We start from the raw sequence: 18203 nt of genomic DNA on the forward strand, positions 1-18203 counted from the left end.
CATTTGGTAAGATTGTCTGCAAGTAACAACTCCTCAACAACCGATAGTTCACCCCCATGAAAAAAAGATACCTTATACCTTGTCTTGCACTGCTGACTGCACCAGCTTATGCCGTCAGTGACCAACAACTTGAGAGAGTGAAGCAGCTGGGTGAGCTTAACGGTATTGCTCTTAATTGTGGATACATCGATGAGACCCGTAGAATGAAGCGGTCCATGGTTGCAACGGTCCCCAAGATCAGGGTTATCGGGATAGCTTTTGACGAGGCAACCAACAAATCCTTTCTCGCCATTATAAAATCAGGAACCCAATGTCCCAGTGAAAAAGAGCTCAGTCAGCAGGTTGATAGCAGTATTGAGCAGCTGGAAACAGGATTTCTGAACCATCAGGAGAAGCTGTTTTGAGACTGCTCTCCATCTTTGCACTACTGATCTTCTCTTCAGCTACCTGGAGTGGTGAGCCGCTCAAGGTTGTCACTACCATAAAACCAATCCACTCAATTCTCTCTGGTCTACTGGCAGATACACGCCCACCCGAGCTACTTGTAGACAACCAGCAGTCGCCATACACGGCAACTCTCTCAAAATCCAAACAACATGCTCTCAGAGATGCAGATATGGTTGTATGGATAGGGCCCGAGCTGGAGCAGTTTATGGTTAATCAGCTAGAGCTGCTTGGCCCAAACACCACCCTCTTTACCCTGCTCGACAATGAGGAGATCAAGGTCCTTACATCACGCTGGAACAAGGAGAGGCGTGATCCATTCATCTGGCTTGATAGCCGCAATATTCTCATCATTACCGATGAACTTGCCAGGGCGCTGACAAAGCTTGATCCAGAACGTAAGTCACTATATGAAAACAACCGTCGCAATCTATTGAGAAGACTGGCTGAACTGGATCGTCGTCTGGAGTATGGATACCGTGGATTGAAGAGCGGCATTGGAATGGCCTACTATGATACCTTGCAGTACTTTGAACAGGCATATGCACTAAAAATTCGAGGGGTAGTTGCAGAGTCCCCAATGACACCAGTCAGAGGGCTCTCATTTCTGCAAAACAGAGCCCGGCTCAAGAGCGGTGACTACAGCTGTCTGTTGACTGAACAACAGATTGATCCAGATGCACTATCTCTGCTTACCGATGGAACCACTCTAAATATTGGTCTACTGGACAGTTTTGGATCAAGGATAGAGGCTGGAGAAGACCACTACTTCAAGTTGATGGAGCATAATACAGTCACCATCAAACAGTGCCTCAAGTATGTGGATGACTCAATTGTAGAGGAGTCTGCAAAAGAGGTGGCTAAAAACAGCGCCCAAGACACTACACCGTCCAGCTATATTGGCGGCAAATTCATGCTACGTGATCATCACGGCAAACTCTTTACTGATCAGGATATGTTGGGGAAATTTCACCTGGTCTACTTTGGATACACCTTCTGCCCCGATGTCTGCCCAACCTCACTACTCACCATCTCTTCAGCACTAAACAGGATAGGGGATGATGCAGAGCAGATTCAGCCATACTTTATTACGGTTGATCCTGCCAGAGACACCCCTGATGTACTAAGCACCTATGTTAACTATTTTCACCCTGCCCTGACAGGACTAACCGGCACTCAGGCCATGACTGACCGAGTCGCCCGGATATATAATGTGAAGTATGAGAAGGTTGTGGACGAATCGAGAGATCCTGAGCAATACATTATGGACCACTCCTCAGGGGTCTTTCTGATGGCTCCCAATGGTGAATTCATAACAAAACTGGCTCATGGCATATCAGCCAATGATATGGCTGCCCGGATCAGAGAGATTTTGTCAAATCCCCCAAACCCCCATCCTATTAAACTTTTTTAGAGATTCCCAAGTATTGATCCTTACGACTGATCCTTGCGACAGTAATCGCAATTATTAATAGCTATTTACTATAGAGGAGAAACCGTAGGATAATGCCACTCAATGAGAAGCAATCAACCTATAGCCGTTATTGATGTGCGCGGACTAAAGTGTCCCGAACCTTTCAAGCAGGCTACATCAATGGCAATGACACTGCAGCCAGGTGACTCATTCCAGCTCCATATCTCTGTTGAGCCACACCCACTCTACGGCCATCTTAATGAGCTTGGGTTTACTACCAAGACGGAGACAACAGCAGATGGTGATTTTTTGATAACCATAGCCATGCCTGAAAAAGCTGCCGACAACAGTAAAGAAGTTTTCAACGTCAGATCAACCTGTCGCCCCCGATAGCAGATTAAAAATCCGGGTTCTTCCAACCCTCTGGTGCCATATCCTCTGCAGGCGGCCTGATTCTGGAGATATAGTCCGCCAGGATTGAAAGCTCGGCATCCTTCATCTTGCTAACCCTGCGCATCATCTCGCTATTGGCATTGCGTCTCTTGTCATCACGGATCCACTGTAACTGTCTCAACAGATAGGCATAGTGCTGCCCTTGAAGGCGGGGGAAATATCTACCCGAATCTCCACCACCATCACCACCATGACACTCGGCACATTTTCTGAAATATGTACGTTCTGCCTTACCCAGTTTGTGTCCCGGGCCAACGCCAGGGGTCGGGGTCATAGGTAACGTCTGGATATAGGCAGTTACATCTGCAATTGCCTGGGGGCCACCCATCACCTTCTCCTGGGCTATTATCAGCATGGATGGATTATCCCGATTGCCTGCCCTGATATCGGCAATCTGCTTGATGATTACACTGCTATGCTGTCCCGCCAGTTGTGGATAGCTGCCATCAATAGTTCCCCATGAGTTAATCTGGTGACAGACAACACAGAGTCTAAAAACCTCTCTGCCCGACTCCACGTTTGGGGTGGCTGCCATTGCAAGAGTAAGCTCATTATCCAGCGGTGCATCAGCATAGATCGCAAAGGAGAGGAGTAGTGCACCAACCCCAAATAGCCTGCCTGGATATCTCATCTAACTCTACTTCACTCCACTGGATATCAGGAATTGACCAAGCTCTTTATCGGTACGTACAATATGGTCAAGCAACCAATCCTTCAGGAAGTGGTGAATCTCTGTACTGAGCTCCTCCTGACCATCCAGATCCCCTGTATATTTACTACTAAAGGCCTCCACTTTATCCACCATATCCCTGTGCTGTTTCATATGGGCATCAATATCAGTCCAGTTGTTATCCCGCATCAACCCCTCCTCGCGCTCGAAGTGGTATTTGGTATATTCGATCAGCTCCTCAATGACACCCTTCACATACCCCTTCCCCATATTATAGTGAGAGGCACTGACAACCTGGTTTAACAGCCCAACCAACTTCTGGTGGTCATGGTCAATTAATTTGACACCAACCTCGTACTGGCTACTCCACTCTATATACTCCTTGCGCACACTGCGTTCATGAAAGTATGGGATCAATGCCAGAATAACCAATATTACCCATGGAACCGGATTACCCGGGCCAAATACCACGAACCCCAGAAAGACAACTACCAGCGCTATAATGATTAATGAAAATAGCGCAAACATAGAGTAACTTTTCTTCATAAAACTCATTCCTCTCAGGGGTTAAACAGAACTAACCATAGTGTACCTAAGATACCATTTTTTGTGATTTGATTTACATCAAAACCTTAACAAGCCCAGATAATACCTATACACTATAGCGAAAATTATAAAACACAATTACCAAATAACCTATGTCTCTATCCACTGTTTTTGAGCGTGAACTTCGCCGCTCTCCGCTTTTTGCCTCTCTCACCAAAGAGTCCATGCAAGAGATGTTGGAGACATCCGAACTAATCAGAAAAAAACCAAATGAGACCCTGTTCCTTAAAGATGAAGCAGCAACCCATTTCTTTATCGTAAGAACCGGCACCATTCGACTTTATCTACTAGCCCTCGACGGCGGTGAGAAGACGGTAAATATTCTCCAGGCTGGCCAATCCTTTGCTGAGGCGATGATGTTTATGGATGGTGGCACCTACCCTGTCAACAGCCAGTTCCTGGAGAGTGGAGAGATCTTTGTTTTCAACAGTAAGATATACAAAAATATCTTGCGCTCAGATCCGGACACTACCTTCTCGATCATGTCTGACCTTAGTATGCGACTACAGAGTTATGTACAGGAGATAGATGGCCTATGCCTGCATAATGCCACCCACAGATTGATAAGCTATCTGCTCACCTTCATTCCTGCCGAGGACAATGAAGGCACCTTTCAGTTACCGACCCAGAAAAGTGTAATTGCCTCCAGACTCTCGATTCAGAGAGAGACCTTCTCTCGCATTCTTGGGAAACTGAAAAAGAACAAGATGATTGAGGTTCATGGCTACGAGGTCCACATCCTCAATGCCGAGAAGATGCGAGAAACCCTAGATGAGTGATTTCACCTTCACAGCTCCAACCATTTCCGAATGTGGGCCACACATATAGTTGTACACCCCTTCTTGACTGAAGGTATGCTCCCAGCTCTCCCCAGGAAAGAGATACTCTGAATTAACCGAACCACCGCCACCATCACCATCAAGTTTTACCGAGTGGTACTGTCTCTTCTCACGGTTAATCCAGCGTACTGTATCACCGGGATTAATGGTCACAGTTTGTGGTTGGTATCCATAATTAATGATCTCAATCTCAACCACCTTTGGCACAGGCAGATCATTTGAACATCCTGAAACAAAAAAAAGGCCTCCCAGCAGAAGCATGAGAGGCCTGTAATTAATAATTATCATCTCACCATTTTACAGCATTGATCTCCGCTTTTGGGTCATCAAACCCAAGCTTGTAACCAAATGAGACATGGTGGAAGCGTCCATTGGTGTAGTCATCATGGATAGCAAAACCAAAATTATAGACTTGGTCCAGCGCCAGTGACAGATCATCTGCATCACCGGAATTCAGCTTACGCTTCATCTCTACCACCCAGTTTCCCTGGTCATCTCTCTTGCCCTCAAACTCAAGGTCATCACTGTTACCACTCATATCACGGCTGGCCAGGATCATTCCATCTTCTGCCTGGTTGCTGCCAGCCTTGTAGCGCACAAGATCCATGATCTTTTTCTGATCAAGTGCAGCCTTAATCTCTTCAGGCTTTCTCAACTTGTCCCAGCCACCACGCTTCTTGCCACGACGCCCCTTGACCTCAATCTTGGTGCGTGACTCCTTGGTGTACTTGGTTACATCTGTACCCTCTGGCTGATGGGGCATGCCATTGGCATCATGGTGACAAGTTCCCCAACATCCTGAACGGTCTGCAAACTCTACTTGATCGGTCGCAAACATTATCGCCAGCTTGACAGGGTTCTCGGGATCCATCCGCTCAGCCTCAACAACCGACTTATGCCCCGCTGTATGGTGGTCAACATCATGCCAGGTAAACTGCATGTATAGATTATCGCCATCATGAGCGGCCTTCACCATGACAGGAACTCCACCCCGCTTGCCAGCAATCGGAGTTGGCTCCATCGCCTTCTCATGCGTGCCACCAACTATACGGTCGCCCATAATCTTGGCCTCTTTGTCATGACAGGTAACGCATCGATCTCCACCCTTTTTAAAGGCATTTGCTCCACCGTGATCTGTTCCATTCAGCACCCACTCTATGGATGTCTGGCCAGGATAGATGAGGTGAATCTCTCGTCCCACAATAGTCTCCCAATTACCTGCCTGGGCCGAGGCTGCTGCCTCTGCTGCTGCCTCTGCTGCTGCCTTCTCTGCTGCAGCCTTGGCTGCTGCCGCAGCTACCGGATCCAGATCAGCCAGCTGGAACAGTTTTGCCTCAGGTTTCGCCAGTGACTCATCAGGGGCCTCCATCGCCTCCTTCTCTTCATCACTCAACAGCTTATGAACCCCTTTGTGCGCAATACCCTTATGGCAGTCGATACAGGTCTGTCCTGACCTGAGCGCATTGGTATGTTGATTCATCGCACGAGGCTTCTGCATGTCTCCATTCATCGCCTCAAAATTGTGACAGTTCCGACACTCTCTGGAGTCAGTACTCTTCATCGAACGCCATACATTTTTTGCCAACTGCAGACGTTTTGCATCAAACTTTTCAGGGGTATCAATAGTCCCCAACATCTTGTGTAACACCTCGTTACTGGCCTCAATCTTTCTGGCTACCTTATGTATCCATGGATCAGGCACATGACAATCCGAACAGGTTGCCCGTACTCCAGTACGATTCGCATAGTGGATAGTCTTTTGGTACTCCTTGTATACATTGTCCTCCATCTCATGACATGAGATACAGAACTCCAGGGTATTTGTTACCTCCATTGCCGTATTGAATCCACCCCAAAAGATAATTCCAAACAGGGCAAACACCAGACCACCTCCAAGTGTCGTATTGAGGATCAAACGACGCGAAAACAGCACCTTTATTCTCTCTTTGAAACTTGGTCTTTCAGGAATCGGCATTAAAGGCTCCTCAGGCAGTACAAATAAATTATATAAAAAAACCGGCACCTGATATGCAGGTGCCGGCCACTACTCTACTTAGGTTACGTGGTTAGTTCTACTATAAACGTTGAACTTACCGGTTGGTGTGGTCAGCCCCTTGATACGAGCCTTCTCTTCAAGAGTATCTGCATCGTAGACTACGATCTCACCAGTTGGGTTAGAGTTATCTGTACGGTTCCAGACAGATACCCAAGCCTCACTTCCATCCTTGTTAAACTCAATATGGAGTGCCGCCTTGCCCTGCTCTTCAGTTACCCGGATAGTCTTGACGATCTCGCCGGTCTCCTTGGAGATAACCTGTACAGACTGCTGTATCTCAGGCTCAGGGTTCTTGACCTGATCTGCCCATACATACTTGGAGTTTGGATGGGTACGGATAAATGCACCTGCTCCATCAGTCTCAATCTCACGTACGATCTTCCAGGCCTTGCTTGGTGTACCGGCTGGATCATTACCCCATACAGTTACCATACCTGTTCCCAGATGGACCGTAGCACCTACAGGACCATGTTTTGGATCATCCCAGTTTGCACCAGGGCCAGGGTGTGGCTTCTTGCCAGTGGTATCAATCATCGCCTCAAGCTTGCGGGTCTTGGTATCTACTACAACCATCTTGTTGGATGCATTTGCCGCAATCTGGAAGTAACGTCCGGTTGGATCAAAGAATCCATCATGGAGGAACTTCGCGGAGTCGATTTTGGTAATCCTGAGATTCTCGATATCACCGTAGTCAACCTGCCACATCTGCCCCAGCTCCTTGACCGCAACCAGGAAGGTTGGCTCGTTTGGAGTGGTGTAGACCGCAGCTACACGTGACTCATTTACATACTCACCATCAACATTTACCCCACGAGTGGATACTACCTTCAGTGGCTCCATGGTAACAGCATCGGCAATTACGAAGTGTGGTGGCCAGTAGCCTCCACCAATTACATATTTACCATCTCCAGAGATCGCAACATCACGTGCATCATATGCAATCTGGGTCTTGGCAACCAGCATGCTTCCTGGGTTCTGCCACAGATCGATCTTGCTCATTACGCCATCACGACCCATTGTGTACCAGAAGCGTCCGGCAACACCGCCAACAGGATGCTCGGTCTCATGGTGCTCGGTAGCCTTGATTACGTGTACTGCGTAACCAGTGTCAATATGGTCGATAATCTCTTTGGTATCACCATCGATTACTGCTGCCTTACCAGCATCACGCTCGATAACTACGAAGAAGTTCTCCCAGTTACGTCCATGTAGTGGCTTGGTTGGATAGTCCTTGGGATCAATAAATACCTCGGTACGCTCCTTCATCATCGCCAGTGACATCTCTGGTGGAATTGGTGGCTCCAACTGAATGTAGGTGGCCATCATTGAGATCTCTTCCTTGCTGAAGATATCATCAAAGTTGTTCATTCCACCGTCTGTTCCGTAAGTCAGAATCTTCTCCAGACGCTCCTGACCTAGCTCACGAGTATCTTTTGGCTCCAGACTCTTGCCTGTCGCCCCTTTTCTCAGTACACCGTGACAACCTGCACAGCGCTGGAAGTAGAGCTTCTTGGAGTGCTCAAAATCAGCCTCTGATAGTGATGGCCCAGCACTTACTGTAGTGCCAACCCCTCCCATTGCAACACCTACTGCAAGACTTAATGCAGTCAATGATAATTTCTTCATCTTTATAGTTCTCCTAAACAAAACAAAAAACCTCCTCTTGTAAAAAGCCCCTTTCACCAGTCAGGTTAAAGGGGCCTCTCTCATCAAGTTACGTGGTTAGTTCTACTATAAACGTTGAACTTACCGGTTGGTGTGGTCAGCCCCTTGATACGAGCCTTCTCTTCAAGAGTATCTGCATCGTAGACTACGATCTCACCAGTTGGGTTAGAGTTATCTGTACGGTTCCAGACAGATACCCAAGCCTCACTTCCATCCTTGTTAAACTCAATATGGAGTGCCGCCTTGCCCTGCTCTTCAGTTACCCGGATAGTCTTGACGATCTCGCCGGTCTCCTTGGAGATAACCTGTACAGACTGCTGTATCTCAGGCTCAGGGTTCTTGACCTGATCTGCCCATACATACTTGGAGTTTGGATGGGTACGGATAAATGCACCTGCTCCATCAGTCTCAATCTCACGTACGATCTTCCAGGCCTTGCTTGGTGTACCGGCTGGATCATTACCCCATACAGTTACCATACCTGTTCCCAGATGGACCGTAGCACCTACAGGACCATGTTTTGGATCATCCCAGTTTGCACCAGGGCCAGGGTGTGGCTTCTTGCCAGTGGTATCAATCATCGCCTCAAGCTTGCGGGTCTTGGTATCTACTACAACCATCTTGTTGGATGCATTTGCCGCAATCTGGAAGTAACGTCCGGTTGGATCAAAGAATCCATCATGGAGGAACTTCGCGGAGTCGATTTTGGTAATCCTGAGATTCTCGATATCACCGTAGTCAACCTGCCACATCTGCCCCAGCTCCTTGACCGCAACCAGGAAGGTTGGCTCGTTTGGAGTGGTGTAGACCGCAGCTACACGTGACTCATTTACATACTCACCATCAACATTTACCCCACGAGTGGATACTACCTTCAGTGGCTCCATGGTAACAGCATCGGCAATTACGAAGTGTGGTGGCCAGTAGCCTCCACCAATTACATATTTACCATCTCCAGAGATCGCAACATCACGTGCATCATATGCAATCTGGGTCTTGGCAACCAGCATGCTTCCTGGGTTCTGCCACAGATCGATCTTGCTCATTACGCCATCACGACCCATTGTGTACCAGAAGCGTCCGGCAACACCGCCAACAGGATGCTCGGTCTCATGGTGCTCGGTAGCCTTGATTACGTGTACTGCGTAACCAGTGTCAATATGGTCGATAATCTCTTTGGTATCACCATCGATTACTGCTGCCTTACCAGCATCACGCTCGATAACTACGAAGAAGTTCTCCCAGTTACGTCCATGTAGTGGCTTGGTTGGATAGTCCTTGGGATCAATAAATACCTCGGTACGCTCCTTCATCATCGCCAGTGACATCTCTGGTGGAATTGGTGGCTCCAACTGAATGTAGGTGGCCATCATTGAGATCTCTTCCTTGCTGAAGATATCATCAAAGTTGTTCATTCCACCGTCTGTTCCGTAAGTCAGAATCTTCTCCAGACGCTCCTGACCTAGCTCACGAGTATCTTTTGGCTCCAGACTCTTGCCTGTCGCCCCTTTTCTCAGTACACCGTGACAACCTGCACAGCGCTGGAAGTAGAGCTTCTTGGAGTGCTCAAAATCAGCCTCTGATAGTGATGGCCCGGACGCAGCCACCTTGACTGGTGCTGCTGGGACAGGAGCCGGTGCTGGGGCTGCTGCTGGAGCCGGTGCTGGTGCTGCCGTTTTTGATGCGCCTGAATCACCAGAGTCACCACACCCTGATAATCCCAGAGTAATGGCTATTGCCAGACCCAGGGTTGCACCCCTCTTGAAACTCCTCTTCTTACCATCAATCATCTTGGATATCCCTCTTTACAATTTACAGAAGTTAAAACAGCAGGTAGAGAACAAAGATAATTCCCATTCCTGTTGTCAGGTTTTTTCACACGCCACTAAGGATCCACCAAAAGTCACCTGCAGTTCATTGATCTAGATCAAACCACAAATTACTAATATAAATTAACCCTTCCGAGTGCGGTTACAGGTATCCATTCTATGAAGATAATGGAGCATTGTTATTGATATGAATCAATTACGGAGACTCTGTTATCTACTACATTTGCCTATATGAACAAGAGTATTAATAGAGAACCGGTAGTTTCCCTGATTGGTGCCGGCCCTGGAGACCCAGACCTACTTACAATCAAGGCATTACGACGTATTGAGCAGGCTGAGGTAGTAGTTCATGACCGTCTGGTAAGCCAGGAAATTCTTGATCTTATACCCCAGGGGGTGCCACGCATATATGCAGGCAAGAGTTGTGGCAAACACTCAATGACCCAGGATGAGATAAATCAGACCCTGGTTAATCTTGCCAAAAATGGGCGTAGTGTTGTTAGACTCAAGGGAGGTGATCCATTTATCTTCGGTCGTGGCAGTGAGGAGGCTCTTGTTCTCAAGAGAGAGAAGATCCGATTTGAGATCGTCCCGGGAATCACCTCTGGAATTGCCGCCTCAGCATATGCCGGGATCCCGGTCACTCATAGATCACTCTCCAGGGGAGTTCTATTCGTTACCGGGCACTTCAAGAATGATGAGGCTGTTGAGCTGGATTGGAGAGGAATGGCCAACCCGGAATTAACCCTTGTGATCTACATGGGGCTGCATAATCTATCCATGATTGCTGACAATCTAACCAGACATGGACTCTCTGCCGACACCCCTGTCGCTGTTATCGAGAACGGCACATCTAGGGAGCAACGCAAGGCTATTGCAACCCTCCACACCATTGAAGATGCGGTCAAAAGAGAGGGGTTAAAATCCCCTGCCCTGATTGTTGTAGGCAAGGTTGTAAAACTCAGTGACGAGCTTGACTGGTTTGGGATGGTTGATGAAGAGTTGAACCCATCTGCCACCACTTCCCTGCATGGCTAACAGGCTGTATTGTGGATGAAATATCTATCTCTCCTGCTGATTCCACTCCTCATCACAATCTCTCCCGTATCTATTGGGGCTGGAGATAACAGCTCAGATAATGGCCTGACTGAAAAGAGGAAGGCCGAGATTGCCCATATGGTCAAACAGGATTGTGGCTCATGCCATGGCCTGACCCTAAAGGGAGGATTGGGCCCAAGTCTGGATCCGGTCCGGCTCAACCTATACCCTGAGAATTTTCTGGAGATAACCATATCTCATGGCCGTCCCGGCACTCCAATGCCTCCATGGGCCCCTATTTTAACCGGCAATGAGATCCACTATATTGCTACACATCTACTGCAAGGCACCTGGTATGAGAAATAACCTGTTGATACCAATAATTATCCTGCTGGGAACTATTCATACCTCACTGCTCGCCTGTGAGACCAGAGGAACCGGCGACCTTGGCATAATAATCGAACGTGCCAGTGGCTCTGTGCAGATAGTCGATACCACAGAACGTATATCACTGGGAAGAGTTGAGGAGCTTGGTGACCTCTCCCACGCCTCCGCTGTCTACTCTCGCGATGCACGCTACGCCTTTATCTTCGGTAGAGATGGTGGCCTCACCAAGATTGACCTGCTCTGCAAAAAGATAGAAAAACGTATTATTCAGGGCGGCAACAGTATTGGTGGGGCAATTTCTCAGGACGGCAGATGGGTTGCTGTATCAAACTATGAGCCTGGTGGTGTACGCATTTTTGACAGCAAAACCCTTGAGCTGGTAGCAGATATCGAGGCAACTGCACTCTCAGAGCAGAAGAGGTCTCGCACGGTTGGTCTGGTAGATGCCCCCGGAAACCATTTTGTATTCAGTCTGTTTGATAGTGGCGAGATATGGCTTATCAAGATGAGTGATGATGGCTCATCATCCATCAAAAAATTCACCGATATCGGCCGACAACCATATGATGGATTGATTACTCCTGATGGCCGAATCTACATTGCCGGGCTGTTTGGCGAGGATGGGCTCGCCCTGCTCGATCTCTGGCACCCGGAAAATGGGGTGAAACGTATTCTTGACCACTATGGACGTGGCGAACAGAAACTCCCGGTATACAAAATGCCTCATCTTGAGGGGTGGGCAGAGGCTGGAGATAAAACATTTCTGCCAGCTGTGGGCCGTCACGAACTACTGGTTGTTGATAGCGGAAGCTGGCAAGAGAGCGGACGAATTCAGGTACATAGCCAGCCCGTATTTGCCATAAGCCGTCCGGATGGCCGTCAGATCTGGGTAAATTTTGCATTCCCGCACAACGACACCCTGCAAATTATTGATGCAGAGAGTCTGAATATAATCCACCAGATGCACCCAGGCAAAGGGGTTCTGCATATGGAGTTCACCCCCAGAGGTGAAGAGGTATGGGTTTCAGTGCGTGACAAAAACTTGGTAGAGATCTATGACACAGAGACATTTGAGCTACTGAAGAGCCTGCCAATGGAGAGCCCCAGCGGCATCTTCTTTACCAACCGTGCCGGGCAGATCGGGCTTTAGCCTAGATTCAACTAATAACTGCAACATCCCTTAGAATGGCAGCAGGAACATAATGTTTTAAGAAGATATTAATGCAATATATTACTTATAAATCATACTGTCTGTTGTTAAATCTACTCCCAAAACTAAACACATCTGGTCCACATATATCGATACAGCGGCCACAGTTGGTGCACTGAGAGTGATCAATGACCGGGCTCTCTCCACTCTCCCCCTTGAGTGCCGGCCTTATAACCTGAGGCTCCGGGCAGACAGCAAAACAGTCCATACAGTCGTCACAGGCAGCGCGCTCTGCTGCACGTACCCGTAGCAGGCTGAATTTTCCCAACAGACTGTAAAAAGCACCCATAGGGCATAGGTGACCGCACCACCCATTACGACTCCAGAGTAGATCGTAGAAAAAGAGAGTAACCACAATAATCCAACCCATTCCAAAACCATAGAAGATACTTCGCTGCAACAGAGTGACTGGATTTATCAGTTCCCATAACATAATACCGCTGAACATGGCTATGATCATCACCATCCCAAGAATCCAGAAGCGAATATTGGGGGAGGAGTCACATTTTTTCTTTATCCCTAGTCTGCGCCGTAACCAGCCCGCCGCATCGGTCACCATATTCATGGGACAGACCCAAGAGCAGTAGACTCGTCCACCCACTACCAGGTAGAAGATTGTCACAATCAGAGCGCCAACCAGGGCTGTTGCCTCAAAGGCCTGTCCTGCAAACAGAGTCTGCAGGTAGATGAAGGGATCAGTTAGTGGAATTGTATCCAGCACTACACTGGATGCCAGGTTGCCCTTGATGATCCAGAACTCCTCTTCCAGCCTCCCCAAAAACCAGATTGAGGCTAATGGACCGAGCAGAAACAGCCCTATAATGGAGAGCTGGGATATCCTCCTCATTAGTAGCCACTTGTGGGAACGGATCCACCCCTTCTCTTCGATTGCTGCTGCGCCAATCTCCTTACGTGCCATTTTACTCTCTCTCCTTGATCATCTGTCCGGCACCTCAATCAGACCCTCGCCCATTAGCTCATAACTGAACCCCTCAGGGAGATTGTATTTATGCTCAATATCTGGGGTAACCAGAGCCTTGCCTGCCTTCTCCTTTTCATTCCATCCCAGACGATAGTGTTCTCCCATCTGCCCCTTAGCTATAGTTTCAGGAAGTACTTTGATTGCTGCCACAGGAAGTGGGCAGGCATGCTCACAGAGACCGCAGCCAGTACAGCGGCCGGAGTGAACTGTGGGAACAAAAATAGTATGGGTGCCCGTACGAAGATTGGGGATCCGCTCCAGACTAATGGCCTCATCCATAACCGGACAGACCCGGTAGCAGATATCACAACGCAGCCCCAGAATATTCAGGCATGTCTCGCGGTCAACAAGAACTGCTATCCCCATCTCTGCTTTTTCAATATCCTCCATATCCCTGTCCAATGCTCCAGTCGGACAGTTACGGACACAGGGAATGTCATCACACATCTCGCATGGTATTTCACGTGCAACAAAATATGGAGTGCCAAGAGCAACCCCCTCCTGAAGTTCGGCAAGGTGAAGAATATCGTAAGGACAATCACTTACACACATCCCACAACGTGTACAGGCCCCAAGAAAGCTCTCTTCCGCAATTGCCCCTGGCGGCCTGATGGCATAAGCTGGCATTGATGCAGCCTGTTTGCCAAAGAGGCTTATAATTGCCCCCAGCAGGGAAACTCCACCGACCACTCTTCCACTTTCGACCATAAACTCTCTACGGCCCAGACGTTTCCCCATTGTCACATTAAAACTCCTTACCTGTTACATCCCTCCTTACCAGCTATTCTTTCACTGAAATATTTCAATAGTATTTCATCCTGTGACCCCTCAGGAGTCATCCTCTGCAGGGTCATACCCCTCAGGCAGGCGATGTGCGATTCCCTTGTGACAATCGATACAGGTCTCTCCCTCTCCATGAGTCTCCTCATTATCCGGATCTCTGTTCTCTATCGCCTCATCATGACGGTCTGCACTACGCTCTTCCTGTTTATCAAAATCCATGTAGTCAAAGCCGTGACAGTTTCTGCACTCCCTTGAGTCAGTATCTTTCATTGTTTTCCAGACATTTTGTGCCAACTCCATCCGTTTCTCTTCAAATTTCTCTGGAGTATCTATAGTCCCCATCATCTTGTGGTAGAGCTCATTGGATGCCTTGATCTTGCGTACTACTTTATGTATCCACTCTTTTGGAACATGACAGTCCGGACAGGTAGCACGAACACCAGTACGATTGGAGTAGTGGATAGTATCCTGATACTCCTGATAAACATTCTCCTCCATCTCGTGACAGGATATACAGAATGCCTCAGTATTGGTTGCCTCCATGGCAGTATTGAAACCGCCCCAGAAGATAACGCCCAACACACCCCCAGTCAGTAATAATTTTGAAGACTTGTTCATAGCCTGGTTTTCCTTATCTATTGGTAATTTGTCTGCTAAAAAAACCGGCGAACCAGGATTATATCTATCCTGGTCCACCGGCTGTTACCTGCTACATCCTAGTCAGATCGATCAACGGTCTCAAAAGTGTTGGCAACCAGTGGTGTCAACTTCTTCTGTGTCGCATGGCACTGGCTACAGAACCAACGTCGACTAGAGACCTTTTCAAGAGCTTTATCCTCACGGGTCAAGAAATGGCTGTCACCAACTTTGGGAGATTTCTCCTTCACATAAGTTGCAGCACCATGGCATTTCAAGCAGCCATTGTTCTTGATACTGATCCGATATTTGTCCACATCATGAGGAATCATTGGAGGCTGTTCTGCCCAGGTTCGGGCAATACCACCAGAGACCTTCTCTATCTTTGCCCTCTTGGTCTTCTCCGCACCTGCATCCAGAGCGTTTCCACCACGAAGTGAACTTACGTCTGCACCAGCAACACCCACTACAAAACAGGAGAGTGCAACGCCAGCAATTAGTTTAATTGATTTTTTCATTGTCTTCTCCCTGTTATGCCTTGACCACTTTAACTGCGCACTTTTTGTAATCCGTCTCTTTCGAGAGTGGATCAGTGGCATCCAGTGTTACCTTATTAATCAGACGTCCGGCATCAAACCATGGCACAAAGATCAATCCCTGTGGTGGTTTGTTACGACCACGGGTCTCAACCCTGGCCATAATCTCCCCACGACGACTAACTACCTTGGCATACTTGCCTCGACGCAGCTTGCGCTTCTTGGCATCTTTTGGATGCATGTAGATCACTGCGTCCGGCATAGCCTTGTAGAGCTCAGGTACACGGCGAGTCATGGAAGCAGAGTGCCAGTGCTCAAGAACACGCCCGGTGGATAGCCAGAGATCGTACTCTTTATCAGGACTCTCCGCAGGTGGCTCATAAGGTGCAGTAATGATATTGGCCTTGCCATCTGGCTTACCATAGAATTTAACACCAGCACCCTTGGGTACAAGAGCATCGTAACCTTCACGATATCTCCAGAGCGTCTCCTTGCCATCAATTACCGGCCAGCGAATACCACGGGATGCATGGTAGTCCTCATATGGTGCCATCTCATGACCCTTCTTTGGACCCTCAAACTGGAAGCGACGGTACTCTTCGAAAAGACCTTTCTGTACATAGTACCCAAAGTCCTCCATCTCATCATTACCGTAGAGATTACCCTCTGGATCCTTGACCTCCTGAGCAGGGAACTTGTCAACCTGACCATTGGCATAGAGCACATCATATAGGGTCTTACCCTTGTACTCAGGTGCTGCAGCCAGAAGATCCGCATCCCAAACATCATCAGTCTTCACATACTTGGCAAATTCCATAACCTGCCAGAGATCTGATTTTGACTCACCAGGCCCCTTGGTCTGCTGACGCCAGAACTGGGTACGACGCTCGGAGTTGCCGTATGCACCCTCTTTCTCCACCCACATTGAGGTAGGTAGAATCATGTCTGCACCCATCGCAGATATCGTTGGATATGGATCAGAGACAGTAATGAAGTTATCAGGATTACGCCATCCAGGCAGAGACTCCTCATTGAAGTTTGCTGCAGCCTGCAGGTTGTTGTTACACATAACCCAGAAGCAGTTCATCACACCATCTTTAAGTGCACGATGCATGGCAACTGCATGGATCATGGTCTTGCCCATTGGCTTGCCACTGATGTCAGTCTGGTCAGCACCATCGGTCTTGCCATTGGCTCTTGGGATGGTACCTGCCGGCAGCTTCCATATCTTCTCGGCAAACTTACAGTGCGCATCCTTCTTGACCACATAATCAGCAGGCAGACGGTGGGTAAAGGTACCAACCTCACGTGCAGTACCACAGGCTGATGGCTGTCCGGTCAGAGAAAATGGGCTGTTGCCAGGCTCTGAGATCTTGCCCATCATCAGATGGATGTTATAGACCAGGCTGTTCATCCAGACACCACGTGTGTGCTGATTCATTCCCATAGTCCAGAATGAGGTGACCTTCTTGTTGGGGTCAGCGTAGAGTTTTGCCAACTTCTTCAGTCTGGTTTTTGGTACGCCAGAGATCTTGGAAGCATGCTCCAGGGTATATGGCTCAACAGACTTTGCATACTCCTCAAAGGTGATGCCAGAGAGCTTGCCGCCCTTTCCGGTTTTTGCCTTCTCCAGAGGGTGTGATGCACGCAGACCATAACCGATATCAGTTGGGGTCTTTTTGAAGTTTACATTCTTATCAATAAATGCCTGGTTGTAGGCCTTGGTCTGAATGATATAGTTGGCAATATAGTTGGCAATTGCCAAGTCAGTATTGGGGATAAAGATAAGCTCATTATCAGCCAAGTCACAGCTACGATGTCTGAAGGTAGAGAGCACATGAACCTCAGAATCCTTCTTGCTCAGACGGGTATCAGTTAGTCGTGACCAGAGAATTGGATGCATCTCAGACATGTTTGAACCCCAGAGTACAAATGCATCTGCATGCTCAAGGTCATCATAACAACCCATTGGCTCATCAATACCGAAGGTACGCATAAATGATCCCACAGCCGATGCCATACAGTGACGGGCATTTGGCTCAAGACTATTGGAGCGGAAACCTGCCTTGAGTAGCTTCTGGGCGGCATAACCTTCCCATATGGTCCACTGACCGGAGCCGAACATACCGACCCCTTTTGGTCCTTTCTTACGGGCAGTCACCCACTTCTCAGCCATGGTCTTGAAGGCCTCATCCCAGGAGATCTCCTCAAATTCGCCATTCTTGTCATATTGGCCATTGGTCTTGCGAAGCAGTGGCTTGGTGAGACGATCCTTTCCATACATAATCTTGGAGAGGAAATATCCCTTAATACAGTTCAACCCCTTGTTAACCGGTGCATCCGGGTCACCCTGGGTAGCAACCACCCTGCCGCCCTTGGTTCCGATCAATACACTGCATCCTGTACCACAAAAACGACATGCCGCCTTATCCCAGCGAATACCGTCCTTGTCCATGCCATCCTTTGCCTGGGTGACGACAGGAATGGTGATCCCTGCAGTTGCTGCTGCTGCAGCAATTGCATTGGTCTTGATAAAATCTCTTCTATTCATACTCATCTAGACTACTCCTTGCTCTACTTCAAATTCTTCATAGTGGTGGTAAATCATTGAGGCATTCAATACACCATCTATACTGGTAAAACCATTGACTGTAT

The 18203-nt window shown here is 48.3% G+C and carries 18 protein-coding genes; 7 read left to right on the plus strand and 11 right to left on the minus strand.

Translation table 11 applies throughout. The annotated features are described in order from the left end of the window. The first annotated feature begins 56 nt into the window (after positions 1 to 56). From AC3ZFK_RS02325 to AC3ZFK_RS02335, 3 genes are all read left to right on the plus strand, one after another. Positions 57 to 404, plus strand: coding sequence for a hypothetical protein (locus tag AC3ZFK_RS02325; RefSeq protein WP_487506103.1), 348 nt, complete (start codon positions 57 to 59; stop codon positions 402 to 404). After that, positions 401 to 1858, plus strand: coding sequence for a metal ABC transporter solute-binding protein, Zn/Mn family (locus AC3ZFK_RS02330; RefSeq protein WP_487506102.1), 1458 nt, complete (start codon positions 401 to 403; stop codon positions 1856 to 1858). Before AC3ZFK_RS02325 ends, AC3ZFK_RS02330 begins: the two co-directional genes overlap by 4 nt. Positions 1859 to 1960: 102 nt before the next feature. Continuing rightward, positions 1961 to 2251 carry a DUF2249 domain-containing protein gene (locus AC3ZFK_RS02335; RefSeq protein WP_487506101.1) on the plus strand — a complete coding sequence of 97 codons (291 nt, stop codon included), beginning with the start codon at positions 1961 to 1963 and terminating at the stop codon, positions 2249 to 2251. Between the two features lie 4 nt (positions 2252 to 2255). Here the strand turns inward: AC3ZFK_RS02335 and AC3ZFK_RS02340 are convergent, their stop codons facing one another. Continuing rightward, complete coding sequence (locus tag AC3ZFK_RS02340) at positions 2256 to 2942, minus strand: c-type cytochrome (protein WP_487506100.1); 687 nt, start codon at positions 2940 to 2942, stop codon at positions 2256 to 2258. 6 nt (positions 2943 to 2948) lie between these two features. After that, entirely contained in the window at positions 2949 to 3527 is a 579-nt protein-coding gene (locus AC3ZFK_RS02345; RefSeq protein WP_487506099.1) for a bacteriohemerythrin, read from the minus strand. 152 nt (positions 3528 to 3679) lie between these two features. Between AC3ZFK_RS02345 and AC3ZFK_RS02350 the strand changes: the two genes are divergently transcribed. Continuing rightward, positions 3680 to 4366 (plus strand): Crp/Fnr family transcriptional regulator, encoded by a 687-nt coding sequence (locus tag AC3ZFK_RS02350; protein ID WP_487506098.1) that lies wholly within the window; start codon positions 3680 to 3682, stop codon positions 4364 to 4366. Here AC3ZFK_RS02350 and AC3ZFK_RS02355 read toward each other — a convergent pair. The 4 genes from AC3ZFK_RS02355 to AC3ZFK_RS02370 all read right to left on the minus strand — a co-directional run bounded on the left by AC3ZFK_RS02355 (position 4355) and on the right by AC3ZFK_RS02370 (position 9937). Continuing rightward, positions 4355 to 4714, minus strand: a complete 360-nt coding sequence (locus AC3ZFK_RS02355; protein ID WP_487506097.1) for a cupredoxin domain-containing protein — start codon at positions 4712 to 4714, stop codon at positions 4355 to 4357. The genes AC3ZFK_RS02350 and AC3ZFK_RS02355 overlap by 12 nt on opposite strands. Before the next feature lies 1 nt (position 4715). Next, positions 4716 to 6401: a NapC/NirT family cytochrome c gene (locus AC3ZFK_RS02360; RefSeq protein ID WP_487506096.1), complete on the minus strand. Its 1686-nt coding sequence runs from the start codon at positions 6399 to 6401 to the stop codon at positions 4716 to 4718. A gap of 78 nt (positions 6402 to 6479) precedes the next feature. Continuing rightward, positions 6480 to 8108 carry a cytochrome D1 domain-containing protein gene (locus AC3ZFK_RS02365; RefSeq protein WP_487506095.1) on the minus strand — a complete coding sequence of 543 codons (1629 nt, stop codon included), beginning with the start codon at positions 8106 to 8108 and terminating at the stop codon, positions 6480 to 6482. An 83-nt stretch (positions 8109 to 8191) separates the two neighbouring features. Next, positions 8192 to 9937, minus strand: a complete 1746-nt coding sequence (locus AC3ZFK_RS02370; RefSeq protein ID WP_487506094.1) for a cytochrome D1 domain-containing protein — start codon at positions 9935 to 9937, stop codon at positions 8192 to 8194. A 270-nt stretch (positions 9938 to 10207) separates the two neighbouring features. Here AC3ZFK_RS02370 and cobA point away from each other — a divergent pair, with 270 nt between their 5' ends. Genes cobA through AC3ZFK_RS02385 form a run of 3 tightly spaced genes read left to right on the plus strand, consistent with a single transcriptional unit; the run spans position 10208 to position 12551 of the window. Next, positions 10208 to 11014 carry a uroporphyrinogen-III C-methyltransferase gene (cobA, locus tag AC3ZFK_RS02375; RefSeq protein ID WP_487506093.1) on the plus strand — a complete coding sequence of 269 codons (807 nt, stop codon included), beginning with the start codon at positions 10208 to 10210 and terminating at the stop codon, positions 11012 to 11014. 15 nt (positions 11015 to 11029) lie between these two features. Then, the gene (locus tag AC3ZFK_RS02380; RefSeq protein WP_487506092.1) at positions 11030 to 11380 is read left to right on the plus strand and encodes a c-type cytochrome; all 351 of its coding nucleotides are present in this window, start codon (positions 11030 to 11032) and stop codon (positions 11378 to 11380) included. Further along, on the plus strand, positions 11370 to 12551 hold the full coding sequence (locus AC3ZFK_RS02385; RefSeq protein ID WP_487506091.1) for a cytochrome D1 domain-containing protein: 1182 nt from the start codon (positions 11370 to 11372) through the stop codon (positions 12549 to 12551). Before AC3ZFK_RS02380 ends, AC3ZFK_RS02385 begins: the two co-directional genes overlap by 11 nt. Before the next feature lie 85 nt (positions 12552 to 12636). Here the strand turns inward: AC3ZFK_RS02385 and napH are convergent, their stop codons facing one another. The 5 genes from napH to napA form a co-directional block, all read right to left on the minus strand. After that, positions 12637 to 13530 carry a quinol dehydrogenase ferredoxin subunit NapH gene (napH, locus tag AC3ZFK_RS02390; protein WP_487506090.1) on the minus strand — a complete coding sequence of 298 codons (894 nt, stop codon included), beginning with the start codon at positions 13528 to 13530 and terminating at the stop codon, positions 12637 to 12639. An 18-nt stretch (positions 13531 to 13548) separates the two neighbouring features. Beyond that, a complete protein-coding gene (napG, locus tag AC3ZFK_RS02395) occupies positions 13549 to 14331 on the minus strand; it encodes a ferredoxin-type protein NapG (RefSeq protein WP_487506089.1) in 783 nt (260 codons plus the stop codon). Positions 14332 to 14421: 90 nt separating this feature from the next. Further along, positions 14422 to 14994 (minus strand): NapC/NirT family cytochrome c, encoded by a 573-nt coding sequence (locus AC3ZFK_RS02400; protein ID WP_487541324.1) that lies wholly within the window; start codon positions 14992 to 14994, stop codon positions 14422 to 14424. A 98-nt stretch (positions 14995 to 15092) separates the two neighbouring features. Continuing rightward, positions 15093 to 15530, minus strand: coding sequence for a nitrate reductase cytochrome c-type subunit (locus AC3ZFK_RS02405; protein ID WP_487541322.1), 438 nt, complete (start codon positions 15528 to 15530; stop codon positions 15093 to 15095). Positions 15531 to 15543: 13 nt separating this feature from the next. Next, the gene (gene napA, locus AC3ZFK_RS02410; RefSeq protein ID WP_487541320.1) at positions 15544 to 18105 is read right to left on the minus strand and encodes a nitrate reductase catalytic subunit NapA; all 2562 of its coding nucleotides are present in this window, start codon (positions 18103 to 18105) and stop codon (positions 15544 to 15546) included. Positions 18106 to 18203 lie beyond the last annotated feature (98 nt).

It is taken from the genome of Candidatus Thiopontia autotrophica (assembly GCF_982804495.1).